Below are 13,376 nucleotides of genomic sequence, written 5' to 3'. Positions count from 1 at the left end.
CTCGTGGTGGCGGAACGTCTCAGTGGACGTCCGTCACCACGACGTCCAGCTGCCACGGCTTGCGGGCCGTACCGCGCGCCGAGACCTCCACCCGGTGGCCGAGCTGCCCCAGCGCGTCCACCAACTCGCCCGGCGAGGACGGCTCCAGGCCCTGCGCCAGCAGATCGCGCACCAGCCGGCCCTTGGTCGCCTTGTTGAAGTGGCTCACCACGGAACGCTTCAGCACCCCGTCCACCTCGCGCTCCTGCAGCACCCGCACCGTCGCCGTCCGGCCCGCCACCTCACCGGCCGGCTTCCACGCCGCCGCGTACGCCGAACTGCGCAGATCCAGCACCAGCCGGTCCGCGGCCTCCGCCGGGAGGACACCGTCCATCGCCGCCCGCCAGTACGGGCCGAGCGTGCCCAGCACCGGCAGCTTCACACCCATCGCGCAGCGGTACGGCGGGATCCGGTCGCCGATCCGCACCGCGCCCCACAGCCCCGAGAACACCAGCAGCGAACGCTCCGCCCGGGCGTACGCCTCCGCGTCCAGCTTCGCCAGGCCCAGGTTGTCGAACAGCACCCCCGTGTACACCTCGCCGGCCGGCCGCGCCCCCGCCGTCAGCAGCCCCGCGTTCTTGGCCACCTCCCCGCGCAGCCCCTTGCTCAGCCCCAGCACCTCGGCGGCCCGCTCCTCGTCCCCCGAGCACAGCTCCACCAGCGCCGCCAACGCCCGCTCCCGTGCCCCGGCCAGCCCCGCCAACGAGAGCCCCGCCACCTCCACCGGCACCCCGGCCTCCGGCGCGGCCTTCCCCTCGGACGGCGGCAGCAGAACCAGCACGACGACACCTTTCAACGACCCACAACAGACTCCGTCAACCCTAACGACCTGCACACGAACCCGTGTCGGCCGGCTTCGGGCCGGGGCCTGCCGCGGTGCTACCGACCGCGGGCGGCGACCACTGCCGCACCGGCGCCGAGGGCCAGGCAGAGCGGGGCGTAGACGCGGCGGTCCAGGCGGACGAAGGCGGGGGAGCGGTGGGCGAAGGCGAGCGGGCCCGCCAGGCCTCGGGTGAGGAGGACGCCGGCGACGGCCGCGCTGCCGGCGGTGCGCAGCCGGCGGGGACCGGCCGCGGGGAGTGCTCCGCCCCGGGCGGCGACCAGGTAGGCGGCGGTGCCGAGCAGCCCGGCCACGCCCAGACAGGCCGGTGCGGACGGGAGCCGGTCCGGCGCGACGCCGACCACCAGGTCGGCGAACTGTTCGCGGTCGCGGCACGGCCACGGCGAACGCGACCACACCGCGTGCAGCCCGCCCACCGCGGCCAGCGTGCCCGCGACGGCCGCCGCCGTGACCCGCACCCCGCGCCGCCCGTCCCCGTCCGTCGCGACGGCGTTCCCGCAGCACCGGCACTCCGCCGCCGCCCCCTGCCGGATGTCCGCCCGACCTGCCACGGCCTGCCCCTTCCCACGGTCAAACCCCGTGCGCCACAACCGGCTTCGCGGCCGATCCGGTACGTCGACCACGCTACTGCGTCTTACGCTGCGACCATGCCGCGCCGACACCTCAGCGTCCGGGCCGCCCAGACCGCCAGGATCAACACCGAACTCGCCGACCTCAGAGCCGGCCTGGAGATCCGCACCGACTGGCCGCCGGACGTGCTCGCGGAGGCCAACCGGGCCGCCTCGCTGCCCCGACTGCCCGAGTTCGACGCCACCGACCTCGACCTGTTCACGCTCGACCCGCCGGCCTCCCGCGACCTCGACCAGGCCATGCACCTGGCCCGCCGCGGCACCGGCTACCGGGTGCACTACGCGATCGCCGACCTCGCGGCCTACGTCTCCCCGGGCGGCGCGATCGACACCGAGGCCGGCCACCGCGTGCAGACCCTGTACTTCCCGGACGGCGCCGTGCCGCTGCACCCGGCCCGGCTCTCCGAGGGCGCCGCCAGCCTGCTGCCGGGCCGGCCGCGGCCCGCCGTGCTCTGGCAGCTCGACCTGGACGCCGACGGCGCGCTCGTCCTGGCCGACCTGCGCCGCGCCCTGGTCCGCTCGCGCCGCCGACTCGACTACGCCACCGTCCAGGGCCGGATCGACGCGGGCACCGCCGACGGGCAGCTCCGGCTGCTCGCCGAGATCGGCCGGCTCCGGGAGGCGCAGGAGCAGGCCCGCGGCGGGGTCAGCCTGCCGATCCCGGAGCAGGAGGTGGAGGCCGTGAACGGCGGCTACCGGCTCCGCTACCGCGCACCCCGGCCCGCCGACGGCTGGAACGCGCAACTGTCGCTGCTCACCGGCATGGCCGCCGCCGAACTGATGCTGGACGCCGGGACCGGCCTGCTGCGCACCCTGCCCGCCGCCCCGGAAGCCGCGTACGCGCGGCTGCGCCGGGTCGCCGCCGCGCTCGGCGTGCCGTGGCCGGACGGCCTGCCGTACCCGCAGCTGATCCGCTCCCTCGACCCGGCCCGCACCGCCGACGCCGCGTTCCTGAACGAGTGCACCGGCCTGCTGCGCGGCGCCGGGTACCACGCGTTCGACACCGCCCGGGGCACCCTCCCGCCCGCCGACCCCGGGCACGCCGCGCTGGCCGCCCCGTACGCGCACTGCACCGCGCCGCTGCGCCGGCTCGGTGACCGGTACGCGCTGGAGATCTGCCTGGCGGTGGCGGGCGGCACCGACGTCCCGGGCTGGGTGCGGGACACGCTGCCGCTGGTGCCCGCGTTGTTGGAGAGCGGCGACCGCCGGGCGCACGAGGTGGAGCGCGCGTGTGTGGATCTGGTGGAGGCCGAGCTGCTGCACGACCGGGTCGGCGAGGACTTCCGGGCGGTGGTGGTCGACGTGGACGAGCACCGGCCGACCGTCGGCACGGTGCAGCTGTGCGAGCCCGCGGTGGTCGCCAAGTGCGACGCGGCCGATCGGCTGCCGCTGGGCCGCCGGGTGACCGTCCGGCTGACCCTGGCCGATCCGGTCACCCGCGCCGTCCGGTTCGCGCTGGTGCCGGAGGCGTGACGGGCCGCAGAGCCGGCTGAGGCCGGTGCGATGATCAGAGGATGAGCCGATCGATTGCTGTCCCCGACCGCCGTCACCGGCTGATCGTCCTGGCCATCTGCTGCCTGAGCCTGTTCATCGTCGGCCTGGACAACACCGTGGTGAACATCGCGCTCCCGGCGATCCAGCACGACCTGGGCGCGCCCGCCTCCGGCCTGCAGTGGGTGATCGACGCCTACACGTTGGTGCTGGCCTCGCTGCTGATGCTGTCCGGGTCGGTCGCCGACCGGATCGGCCGCAAGCGGGTGTTCCAGACCGGGCTGCTGCTGTTCGTGCTCGGCTCGCTGCTGTGCAGCCTGGCGCCGGGCCTGGGCTGGCTGGTCGCCTTCCGGGCGGTGCAGGCGGTCGGCGGGTCGATGCTCAACCCGGTGGCGATGTCGATCATCACCAACACCTTCACCGATCGGAAGGAGCGGGCGCAGGCCATCGGCGTGTGGGGCGGCGTGGTCGGCATCAGCATGGCGCTCGGGCCGCTGATCGGCGGGTTCCTGGTGGACAGCGCGGGCTGGCCGTCGATCTTCCTGATCAACATTCCGGTCGGGCTGGCGGCCTTCCTGCTGACGTACCGCCTCGTCCCGGAGTCCCGGGCGCCGCGGCCCCGCCGGCTGGACCCGGTCGGCCAACTGCTGATGGTGCTGCTGCTGGGCTGCGGCACCGCCGCGATCATCGAGGGGCCGGGCCACGGGTGGACGTCGCCGCTCATCCTGGCGCTGGCCGGGGTCGCGCTGGCCGCGCTGCTGGTGTTCCCGCTCTGGGAGCGGCGGGTGCCGGAGCCGCTGATCGACCCGCGGTTCTTCCGCAGCGCGCCGTTCACCGGGGCCACCGTCACCGCGGTGTGCGCGTTCGCCGCGCTCGCCGGGTTCCTGTTCCTGAACACGCTGTACCTGCAGAACGTGCGGCACTACAGCCCGGTGGTGGCCGGCCTGTGGACGCTGCCGATGGCCGGGCTGACCCTGCTGACCGCCCCGCTGTCCGGCCGGATCGTCGGCAGCCGGGGTCCGCGCCTGCCGCTGCTGGTGGCCGGCGCGGCGATCGCCGCCAGCGGCGTGCTGCTGACCGGGCTGACGGCGAACTCCTCGGCGTTCCTGCTGCTGCCCGCGTACGCGCTGTTCGGGCTGGGCTTCGGCATGGTGAACGCACCGATCACCAACTCGGCGGTCTCCGGCATGCCGCTGGCCCAGGCCGGGGTGGCCGCCGCGGTGGCTTCCACCAGCCGGCAGGTCGGCCAGTCGCTGGGCGTCGCGGTGATCGGCACGGTGGTGGCCGGCGCGGTCGCCTCGGCCGGCGACTTCTCGTCCGCCACCCACACCGGCTGGTGGATCGTCGCCGGACTGGGCCTGGTCGTGTTCGTCCTCGGCCTGGCCACCACCACCGCGCGGGCGGCCGACTCGGCGGCCCGGGTGGCGGCCTGCTTCGATCCGGGACCGGGCGGCGTGCAGGGTGCGTCCGTGGAGCGGCTACGATGACCAGTACGGCGGACGAGCCGGCCGGGCGGTCGCGTCGGGTCCCTTCTGGGGGCCCGCCGAGGAACGTCCGGGCTCCACAGAGCAGGGTGGTGGGTAACGCCCACCCGGGGTGACCCGCGGGACAGTGCCACAGAGAACAGACCGCCCACCGCTTCGGCGGTGGGTAAGGGTGAAACGGTGGTGTAAGAGACCACCAGCGACCGAGGTGACTCGGTCGGCTCGGTAAACCCCACTCGGAGCAAGGTCAAGATCGACACCCTCGGGTGTCGTGCGCGAGTGTTCGAGGGCTGCTCGCCCGAGCTCGCGGGTAGACCGCACGAGGCTGTCGGCAACGGCAGCCCTAGATGGATGGCCGCCTCCCCGGGCCGCGCAAGCACCCCGGGAGACAGAACCCGGCGTACAGGCCTGCTCGTCCGCCGCCTCCGGGTTTTCACCCCGCGCCAATTGCGTGATCGTGTGCCAACTCTCCGTGTTTTCGCCGTCCGCTTTCCGGAATGAACCGCACCTGTTCAAATGTCGATTCGTCGGCGTACCGCCATAATTGGCAATGCTTTTCGGCGCGGACATTTCAATTTCAGGTACGGCGAAGGGGCAGTCACCTTTCGGTGACTGCCCCTCAGTTGCTACCGGACTGCCTCAGGCCCGAAGACCTGAGAGTCGGTCAGGCCTTGCCGTAGGTGCCGGAGGCCCACAGCGCGCCACCGTTGTTCGGGCCGCCGCCCTGGCGGTAGACGACGATGTTGCCGTCGGACTGGGTCTTCACGTACGCGCCCGGGTTGTTCCAGGTGCCGGAGTTCCAGTACATCTTGTTGTTGTCGGCCACGGCGAAGGCGCCGTCCGAGGTCTGGACCGCGACCGCGCCCGCGTGCCCGTAGGTGGCGGACGACCAGATGACGCCGCCGTCCTTCTTGCGGTACGACACCAGGTTGCCGTCGGCCTGCTGGACCAGGATGGTGGTGCTCGACTCGAGCCACATGTTCTGCACCAGGCCCTGGACCTGCGGGGTGCCCTGCAGGCTGTCCGCCGGCTGGTCGACCCACTGGCCGTTGACGAAGGCCGGGAAGAAGCCGGTGTCGTTCCGCCAGTGCAGAGTGGTGCCGGTCTGGTCGAAGACCAGCAGCTCGCCGCCGTCCAGGGAGAACACCGAGCCGGCCTTGCCGTAGGTGCCGGTGGACCACAGGGCGCCGCCGATGCCGTCGCCGCCGTCCTTCTTGTAGACGACGAAGTTGCCGTCGGCCTGCATGACGGCGTACGCGCCGTTGTTGCCCCAGGTCTTGCTGGACCACAGGGCCTGGAGCTGCTTGCCGTTGTCGGCGACCAAGTAGAGCACCAGGTTGCCGTCGGCCTGCATGGTCAGGGTGCTGTAGCCGACCTTGACGCTCTCGCCCGACTTCAGGGTGTCGCCCGGGTTGAAGACGGCGTAGGTCGGGGTGACGACGGCCGACTGCGGGGCGGCCTTCGCGGTCTTGGCCGTCTTGGCAGCCTTGGGCAGGACGCGCTCGACCGGGGCGATCTTCTTGACGTTCACCTTCGGGGCCGGAGCGGCGGTGGCGCCCGGAACCGTGGCGGCCGTGACAGCGCCGACGCCGATCAGCAGCGCGGTGGCGCGCATGAGCGTGCTCTTACGCACGAGAGTCCCCCTCTAAGAGAATGGCTGGAGGTGTGATGAATCCAGCGGGAGAATTCATACACCTGAGCGCAGACAGTGTTGCAGGCGGGGTGGTGGTTGCGCGAAGAGATTTCTCAGGAAGTGTCAGCGGCCTTTCAGTGCAAGGCCGAAGGGCCCGGCTGCGCAAACGGCTTCCGGGCCCTTCGAGACGTGCTGATTCAGTCGGATTTGCCCTGGATCAACCCTGGATCAGCTTTGGCTCAGCTTTGGCTCAACCCACCGAGGAGTTGTAGCTCTCGATGGCGGGCTGGAGTTCCTTGGCGGCGTCCGCCAGCGCCTGCTGGGCGGTCTTGGTACCCGCGATGGTCTGCTCGATCGCGGTCTCCACGCCCTTGCGGGCCTGCGGCATGACGCCGAGCAGGCAGCCGGCCGTCGCCGTGGTCGGCTTGGTGGCCTTCAACTGGTCGATCGCGGTCTGGAACTGCGGGAACTTGCCGAGCCACTCCTTGTCGGCGGGCACCTCCAGCGCCTTGGAGTTGACCGGAAAGTAGCCGGTGCCGGTGTGCCAGGCGGCCTGCTGCTCCGGGGAGGTGAGGAACTTCTCGAACTCCCAGGAGGCGCGCTTCTGGGCGTCCGAATGGCCCGGGCCGGAGATCCACAGCGAGGCGCCGCCGATGATCGGGCCGCCCTGGTCGTCCGCGGCGGTCTTCGGGAACGGCGCGGTGCCGACGGTGAACTTGGCGGCCTCGGTGTAGCCGCGCAGCACGCCGGTGGACTCCAGGTGCATGGCGACCGTGCCGGCCTTGAACGCGGCCTGCGCGTCCGGGGTCTGACGGCCCGTGTTGGCCGCGTAGCCGCCCTTGACCAGGTCGGCCCACCACTGGACGATCTCGGCGCCCTTGGCGGAGTCGAAGGCGACCTTGCCCGCCTTGCCGCTGCGGCCGTTCTCGGCGTCGCAGTACAGCGCGCCGTTCTCGGCCAGCAGCTGCTCGACGAACCAGCCGTAGATGGCCGCGCCGAAGCCGTAGCGGACGGTCTTCCCGCTGTCGTCCTTCTTGGTCAACTTCTTGGCCATGTCGCCGAGTTCGGCGAGCGTCGTGGGCGGCTTGGCGGGGTCGAGGCCGGCCTCCTTGAACGCGTCGTCGTTCAGGTACAGCAGCGGCATCGAGGAGTTGAACGGCATCGACTGCAGCTTGCCGCCGACCGAGTAGTAGTTGCGGATGTTGGCCTGCAGGTCGTCCAGCGAGAGGCCGTCCTTGTCGGCGAAGGCCTGCGCCGGGACGGTCTGCTTGGAGTCGATCATGAAGCGGGTGCCGATGTCGTAGACCTGGACCACCGCGGGCGTGGCCTTCTGCTGCACCGAGGCCTTGTACTTGGCGATCAGGTCGTCGTAGGTGCCCTGGAACAGCGGCTTGACCTCGATCTTGCCCTGGTGCGCGGCGTTGAACTGGTTCACCAGGGCGGTCAGCGCCTCGGCGTTCTTGCCGGTCATCGAGTGCCAGAACTCGACGGTGGTCACGCCGGACGCCTGGTCCAGCGCGGAGGCCGCCGGGGCGCCGGACTCGTCGGAGGAGCCGCCGGAGCCGCTCGAACTGCAGGCGGTCAGGGCCAGGCCGGACACCAGCAGCGCGGCGAGCGCGCGGGCACTTCTCTTCACGGGTTCTCTCTCTTCTGCGAGGGTGGGTACCGGGAACGGTGGTGAGAGCAAAGCGAGTCGATCGGCCGTCAGCGGACCGCGCCGGCGGTCAGACCGCGGACGATGAACCGCTGGCCGAACAGCACCAGCGCCAGCGTGGGCAGCAGCGACAGCACCACGCCGGCCAGGATCAGACCGGGGTCGGCCATCTCGGAGTCCCGCAGCGAGGACAGACCGATCTGCAGGGTCTGCATGTTGGCGGTGCGGGTGATGATCAGCGGCCAGAAGTACTGGTTCCAGGAGGACAGGAAGACGTAGATGGCGAGCGCGGCCAGGGCCGGCTTGTTCAGCGGCACCAAGATCCGCCACAGGAACCGCCAGTGGCCCGCGCCGTCGATCCGGGCGGCGTCCCGCAGCTCGGCCGGGAACTGACGGAACGACTGCCGCAGCATGAACGTCCCGAACCCGGACGCCAGGAACGGCAGCACCAGGCCGAAGTACGTGTTGCCCATTCCCCAGCCCGACAGCGTCAGGTAGTTGGGGATGATGATGGCCTCCCACGGCACCATCAGGGTGGCCAGGAACAGGCCGAACACCACGGAGCGGCCGCGCATCGGCAGGAACACGAAGGCGTACGCGGCGAGCACCGAGGTGAACAGCTGCGCCAGCGTGATCAGGCTCGCCACCAGCAGCGAGTTGCCGTACTGGCGGACCAGCGGGATGGCGTGCACCGCGCCGGAGAAGTTCTCCCCGGTGATCGAGTACGGCACCATCGCGGGCGGGTAGCTGGCGATCTCGTCCGGGCGCATGAAGGCGCCGGCGAAGACGTAGTAGACCGGGAACGCGACCGTCAGCACGGCCACGGCCAGCACCGCGTAGACCCCGGCCCGGCCCAGCGCGGAGCGGAGGTGCACCGGCCGGCGGGCCGGGCGGACCGGATCGGCGACGGCGGGCGTCTTGGTGAGAGTGCTCATGCGTAGTGCACCTTCCGCTCCAGGACTCCGAACTGCACGGCGGTGCAGCACAGCACGACCACCATCAGCACCACGGCCTGCGCGCTGGCGGTGCCGAAGTCGCTGGAGCCGTAGGCGAACGCCTTCTCGTACACGGAGTACACCAGGGTGCGGGTGGAGCCGTCCGGGCCGCCCTTGGTGAGGATGTGGATCTGGCCGAAGCTCTGCAGCGCGTTCACGGTGGAGATCACCACCAGGAAGAACAGGCTGGGACCGAGCATCGGCACGGTGATCGACCGGGCCAGCCGCAGACCGGACGCGCCGTCCAGCCGGGCGGCCTCCAGGACCTCGCCGGGGATCGAGCCGATGCCCGCGGAGAGCACCAGAACGTTGTAGCCGAGGTTCATCCAGATCGTGGAGACCGCGATGGAGATCAGCGCGTACTGGGAGTCGGTCAGCCAGCCCACCGGGCCCAGACCGACGTGCGACAGCAGCCCGTTGAGCACGCCGCTGGCGGGGTTGTAGAACACCGAGAAGACCACCGAGGCGCTCGCCACCGAGAACGCGAACGGCAGCGCGAAGGCGGACCGCAGGAACCGCACGCCGCGGATCCGCCCCTCCATCAGGAGCACCAGCAGCAGCGCCCCGAGAACCCCCGGAACCACCGTGAACAGCACGAACAGCGCCGTGGTGACCAGCGTGGTGCGGAAGTCCGCCGAGGACAGCAGGTCGGTGTAGTGCTTCATCCCGACGTACTTGGAGGGCGCGCCGAACAGGTCGTTGGCGTGCGCGCTCAGATAGAAGGTGCGCCCCAGCGGATAGATGATGAAGAGCGCGAAGACCACTACCGAGGGCAGCAGAAATGCCCAGGCGAGCCCGTGCTCGCCGAACCGGCGCCTCGGCTCGGGAGGGCTTGATGCGGTCGGCATGGTGCGCGTCCGCCTTTCGTGACGTTGGTACCGGCCAAACCGTGTCGTCCCTGAACGACGGGTCGGCGAGGGGAGGGTGAGCGGAGGGTTGCGCGTATGTTACGCGTTCGCGTCACATCTACCCCGGTGAAGTGTTGCCACCCCGCCGCGGTCGGTTCCGCGCCCTCCAGCAGCCGTTGTTCCGTCAGAACTACCGGCCGGTAGGAATACTGACTTCCGGTCACTGTGCGTGGCAAGGCTTCGGACGTGCTCGATTGATCTTCAGTTGTGAGGGAGTTGAGGCGGGGGCCGGGACGGGGGCCAGGACAGGGGTCGGGGCGATGCCGGGGTCGGGTCCGGCGGGGTGGATCGGTGGGTGGCTCGGTGGGTGGTCCGGCGGGTGGCTCGGTCGGTCAGCGCAGCAGGCGGCGCTCCTTGGCGATGGCGACCGCGCCGGAGCGGGTGTCGACGCCGAGCTTGGCGTAGATCCGGCCGAGGTGGGTCTTGACGGTGGCCTCGCTGATGAACAGCGCCCGGGCGATCTCCCGGTTGCCCAGGCCCTGGCCCAGCTGGTCGAGGATGTCCTGTTCACGGTCGGTGAGTTGGGGCATCGGGGAGCGCATTCGGGCCATCACCCGGGATGCCACCGGCGGGGACAGCGCCGGCCGGCCCGCCGCGGCCGAGCGGATCGCGGCGAACAGCTCCGCCGGGCGCTCCGCCTTCAACAGGTACCCGGTGGCGCCCGCGTTGACGGCCCGGGTGATGTCGGCGTCGGTGTCGAAGGTGGTCAGCACCAGGACGTGGCTGTCACCCGGCCCGGCCAGGATCCGCCGGGTGGCCTCCACCCCGTCGATGCCGCTGCCGAGTTGAAGGTCCATCAGCACCACGTCCGGCTGCAGGCGGGCGGTCAGCACCACCGCCTCCTCGCCGGTGCTGGCCTCGCCGACGACCTCGATCGAGCGGTCGCTGGACAGCAGCGCCAACAGCCCGGCCCGGACCATCGCGTGGTCGTCGCAGATGAGCAACTTGACCGTGTCGTCGTCGTTCATGGGGCCTCCGTGCGGTGCGGTGCGGTGCGGTGCGGGTAGTGCGGTGCGGTGCGGGTAGTGCGGTGCGGGTGGCACAAGTGCGGTGTGTGTGTCGGGAGTTGGCGTCAGCGGGCCTCCGGTGGGCTCGTCAGTGGGATGGCGGCCGAGACCACGGTGCCCTCGCCCGGTGCCGACTCGACGGTGAGCGTGCCGCCCAGCTGCCGCAGGCGGGCCCGCATCGCGGGCAACCCGTGGCCACGCCCGCCGCCCGAACCGGTCTCCCCGGGGCGGCGGTTCGGGCCCCGGCCGCCGGGTGACGGGGTGAAGCCTCGGCCGTCGTCCGCGACGTCCAGCACCGCCTGGTCACCCAGGTAGGAGAGGGTGATCGAGGCCCGGCCGGCCCGGGAGTGCTCCCGGATGTTGGCCAGTGCGCCCTGGGCGATCCGCAGCAGCGCGGACTGTGCGGCGGCCGACATCGGCACCGGGCTGCCGTCCAGTTGGAAGCGGACCGGCAGGCCGCTCTCGGCGGCCTCGCGTTCGGCGAGCGCGGCGAGCGCGGCCTCCAGGGTGCCCTGCTCGGCGAGGTCGGCCGGGGCGAGGTCGTGCACGAAGCGGCGGGCCTCGGCGAGATTGCGGGCGGTGATCGCCGCAGCCGTCCGGATGTGGCTGCGGGCGGCCGCCTCGTCCTGCTCCCAGGCCAACTCGGCGGCCTGCAGCAGCATCTGCTGGCTGGACAGGCCTTGGGCGAGGGTGTCGTGGATCTCGACGGACAGCCGCTCCCGCTCGGACAGCGCACCCTGCTGGCGCTCCACCGCGGCCAGCTCCCGGCGGGCCCGGATCAGGTCGACGATCAGCTTCCGCTGCCGGACGCCCTGTCGCTGCATGTACAGGAACACCGCGGTGGCGAGCGCGGCGATCGCCGGTGGCAGCAGCACCATCGTCGGATCGGCCCCCGGCAGCCGTAGCTCGGACACCATCACCAGTGCGGTGAGCGCCGTCACCAGCGGGATCGACGTCCGCGGTGGGAAGGCCCGGAGCACCGTGTACAGCAGGGGGACGGCGCACCAGGCGAAGCTGGGCGCCATCAGCACCAGCACCGCCCAACTGCCCAGCACCGTGGCCAGCCAGGCCGGACGGCGCTCGGACAGGCCGGACAGGTGGCCCACGGCGAGGGCGGTGCTCAGTGCGATCACCCACGGCGTCAGCGCGCTGGTGAAGTGGTGCGCGAGGTAGCGCGTCAGCGAGGTGCCGAGCAGCAGCACGAAGGCCAGCCGCATGACCGCCACGAGCCAGCGCGCGTCCGGGTCGGCCGCTCGGGAGAGGGGTTGACGCATCACGGCCGGCCTCCTTTCGCTTGCTGGTCGGTGCTGGTCGGTGCTGGTCGGTGCTGGTCGGTGCTGGTCGGTGCTGGTCGGTGCTGGTCGGCGCACCTGTCGGTGACGATCGGTGACCGCCGGTGTCGTTCGGTCACCGGCCGTCACTTGGATGGTGCCCGCGGATCACGGCCTCCACATCAACCGATCGGCTGACACGGTTGTCGTCCATCTTGCTCCGCCGGTCGAGCCGGTTCGCCGATCCGCAGCAGGGGTTCCGGCGGGAAGCATGTGAAGCGAGGCCGGAGCACTTCCGCAGTCCGGCCCCAACCACCGATCCAGGAGCCGAAGATGAAGAAGCTGAGCACCCGTACCCGCGTCGTCACCGGTGCCGTCGCGGTGGCCGCGGTCGGGGCGAGCGTGGTCGGCGCCGTCTCCGCCAACGCCGAGACGCCGAAGCAGGCCCCCGCCGGTGCCGCCGCGTCCGACGTCCAGAACAAGAGCACCTTCGAGACCCCGCACCTGACGGTCGAGTCCGCCGTCAAGGCCGCCCAGGCCAGCCTGGACGCCGCGGCGAAGGACGGCCAGAAGATCTCCGTCGCGGTCGTCGACCGGAACGGCAATGTGATCGTCGAACTGCGCGGCGACGGCGCCGGCCCGCAGTCCTTCGAGTCCGCCCAGCGCAAGGCCTACACCGCGGTGTCCTGGAACGCCCCGACCTCCGAGCTGGTCAAGCGCCTCGCCCAGGCGCCGAACCTGAAGGACATCCCCGGCACCCTGTTCCTCGGCGGCGGTGCCCCGGTCCAGCTGAAGGGCGCCCCGATAGCGGCCGTCGGCGTGGCCGGCGCCCCCAGCGCCGACCAGGACGAGAAGTTCGCCCAGGCAGGTGTGGCCGCCTTGAGCAAGTGACCCGCGGGGGTAGCGCCGGGGCCGGTGGCCCGCACCCCGGACGAGGGGAGCGGGCCACCGGCCCGGGCGGCACGATGCGGCGGATCAGGCCTCCCGATAGGCGCACAGCGCCCAGATCACGAAGACGTCCAGCGCGATCAGCACCAGCGACCACAGCGGGTAGGAAGGGATATCAAGGAAGTTGTCCACCAGGCTCACCGCGGCGAAGAGCACACCGGCGATCCGTGCCCAGAGCATGCCCTTGATCACGAAGAGGCCGGTCAGGGCGAGCAGCGCGCCCACCACCAGGTGGATCCAGCCCCACGAGGTGAGGTCGAACCGGAAGACGTACCGAGGGGTGCTCACGAAGACGGCGTCCTCCGCGATCGCCATGATCCCGCGGAACACCTCCAGCAGGCCGCTCACCAGCATCAGCACACCGGCGAACAGCACCGTCCCGGACACCCAGGGCTTGTTCCCGGGCGCCGGTGAACCGTGCGACCCGGGCGTTGCCGGGGTCGGGGTCGGGCCGACGGACGAGCTCATGGGAACCT

The 13,376-nt window shown here is 71.5% G+C and carries 12 protein-coding genes and 1 other RNA gene; 4 read left to right on the top strand and 9 right to left on the bottom strand.

The genetic code is table 11. The features are described 5' to 3' along the window. Window positions 1-19 precede the first annotated feature (19 nt). Window positions 20-820, bottom strand: coding sequence for a peroxide stress protein YaaA (gene yaaA, locus AMK19_RS15555; RefSeq protein ID WP_073812064.1), 801 nt, complete (start codon window positions 818-820; stop codon window positions 20-22). Between the two features lie 98 nt (window positions 821-918). Continuing rightward, a complete protein-coding gene (locus tag AMK19_RS35990; RefSeq protein ID WP_158071911.1) occupies window positions 919-1,431 on the bottom strand; it encodes a DUF3995 domain-containing protein in 513 nt (170 codons plus the stop codon). A gap of 96 nt (window positions 1,432-1,527) precedes the next feature. Between AMK19_RS35990 and AMK19_RS15545 the strand changes: the two genes are divergently transcribed. The 3 genes from AMK19_RS15545 (at window position 1,528) to rnpB (ending at window position 4,903) form a co-directional block, all read left to right on the top strand. After that, window positions 1,528-2,982 (top strand): RNB domain-containing ribonuclease, encoded by a 1,455-nt coding sequence (locus tag AMK19_RS15545; RefSeq protein WP_073812061.1) that lies wholly within the window; start codon window positions 1,528-1,530, stop codon window positions 2,980-2,982. A 41-nt stretch (window positions 2,983-3,023) separates the two neighbouring features. Continuing rightward, a complete protein-coding gene (locus AMK19_RS15540) occupies window positions 3,024-4,487 on the top strand; it encodes an MFS transporter (protein WP_073812059.1) in 1,464 nt (487 codons plus the stop codon). 13 nt (window positions 4,488-4,500) lie between these two features. Beyond that, an RNA gene (rnpB, locus tag AMK19_RS15535) (RNase P RNA component class A) lies at window positions 4,501-4,903 on the top strand. Between the two features lie 245 nt (window positions 4,904-5,148). On the opposite strand, the gene AMK19_RS15530 is transcribed toward rnpB, so the two are convergent. From AMK19_RS15530 to AMK19_RS15505, 6 genes are all read right to left on the bottom strand, one after another. Beyond that, the gene (locus AMK19_RS15530; RefSeq protein ID WP_143200227.1) at window positions 5,149-6,117 is read right to left on the bottom strand and encodes a hypothetical protein; all 969 of its coding nucleotides are present in this window, start codon (window positions 6,115-6,117) and stop codon (window positions 5,149-5,151) included. 250 nt (window positions 6,118-6,367) lie between these two features. Continuing rightward, complete coding sequence (locus tag AMK19_RS15525) at window positions 6,368-7,753, bottom strand: ABC transporter substrate-binding protein (RefSeq protein WP_073812056.1); 1,386 nt, start codon at window positions 7,751-7,753, stop codon at window positions 6,368-6,370. 68 nt (window positions 7,754-7,821) lie between these two features. Next, the gene (locus tag AMK19_RS15520; protein WP_073812054.1) at window positions 7,822-8,706 is read right to left on the bottom strand and encodes a carbohydrate ABC transporter permease; all 885 of its coding nucleotides are present in this window, start codon (window positions 8,704-8,706) and stop codon (window positions 7,822-7,824) included. Next, on the bottom strand, window positions 8,703-9,614 hold the full coding sequence (locus tag AMK19_RS15515) for a carbohydrate ABC transporter permease (protein ID WP_073812053.1): 912 nt from the start codon (window positions 9,612-9,614) through the stop codon (window positions 8,703-8,705). Before AMK19_RS15515 ends, AMK19_RS15520 begins: the two co-directional genes overlap by 4 nt. Before the next feature lie 392 nt (window positions 9,615-10,006). Continuing rightward, window positions 10,007-10,642: a response regulator gene (locus tag AMK19_RS15510; protein WP_073812051.1), complete on the bottom strand. Its 636-nt coding sequence runs from the start codon at window positions 10,640-10,642 to the stop codon at window positions 10,007-10,009. 104 nt (window positions 10,643-10,746) lie between these two features. Next, a complete protein-coding gene (locus tag AMK19_RS15505) occupies window positions 10,747-11,955 on the bottom strand; it encodes a sensor histidine kinase (RefSeq protein WP_073812049.1) in 1,209 nt (402 codons plus the stop codon). A gap of 330 nt (window positions 11,956-12,285) precedes the next feature. Here AMK19_RS15505 and AMK19_RS15500 point away from each other — a divergent pair, with 330 nt between their 5' ends. Continuing rightward, a complete protein-coding gene (locus AMK19_RS15500) occupies window positions 12,286-12,843 on the top strand; it encodes a GlcG/HbpS family heme-binding protein (RefSeq protein ID WP_073812047.1) in 558 nt (185 codons plus the stop codon). Between the two features lie 84 nt (window positions 12,844-12,927). Here AMK19_RS15500 and AMK19_RS15495 read toward each other — a convergent pair whose 3' ends face one another. Beyond that, window positions 12,928-13,368, bottom strand: coding sequence for a DUF7144 family membrane protein (locus tag AMK19_RS15495; RefSeq protein ID WP_338015789.1), 441 nt, complete (start codon window positions 13,366-13,368; stop codon window positions 12,928-12,930). Between the last annotated feature and the right edge of the window lie 8 nt (window positions 13,369-13,376).

Origin of the sequence: Kitasatospora sp. CB01950, assembly GCF_001905465.1 — a bacterium.
Taxonomy (GTDB): Bacteria; Actinomycetota; Actinomycetes; order Streptomycetales; family Streptomycetaceae; genus Kitasatospora.
The sequence above is the reverse complement of the archived record's forward strand: the minus strand, read 5'-3'. Positions and strand labels throughout refer to the sequence as shown.

Bases quoted from the DNA above. Each gene is read 5' to 3' on its own strand.
- AMK19_RS15545 (WP_073812061.1), top strand. From the start codon at position 1,528: ATGCCGCGCCGACACCTCAGCGTCCGGGCCGCCCAGACCGCCAGGATC.
- AMK19_RS15540 (WP_073812059.1), top strand. From the start codon at position 3,024: ATGAGCCGATCGATTGCTGTCCCCGACCGCCGTCACCGGCTGATCGTC.
- AMK19_RS15520 (WP_073812054.1), bottom strand. From the start codon at position 8,706: ATGAGCACTCTCACCAAGACGCCCGCCGTCGCCGATCCGGTCCGCCCG.
- AMK19_RS15515 (WP_073812053.1), bottom strand. From the start codon at position 9,614: ATGCCGACCGCATCAAGCCCTCCCGAGCCGAGGCGCCGGTTCGGCGAG.
- AMK19_RS15510 (WP_073812051.1), bottom strand. From the start codon at position 10,642: ATGAACGACGACGACACGGTCAAGTTGCTCATCTGCGACGACCACGCG.
- AMK19_RS15505 (WP_073812049.1), bottom strand. From the start codon at position 11,955: ATGCGTCAACCCCTCTCCCGAGCGGCCGACCCGGACGCGCGCTGGCTC.
- AMK19_RS15500 (WP_073812047.1), top strand. From the start codon at position 12,286: ATGAAGAAGCTGAGCACCCGTACCCGCGTCGTCACCGGTGCCGTCGCG.
- AMK19_RS15495 (WP_338015789.1), bottom strand. From the start codon at position 13,368: ATGAGCTCGTCCGTCGGCCCGACCCCGACCCCGGCAACGCCCGGGTCG.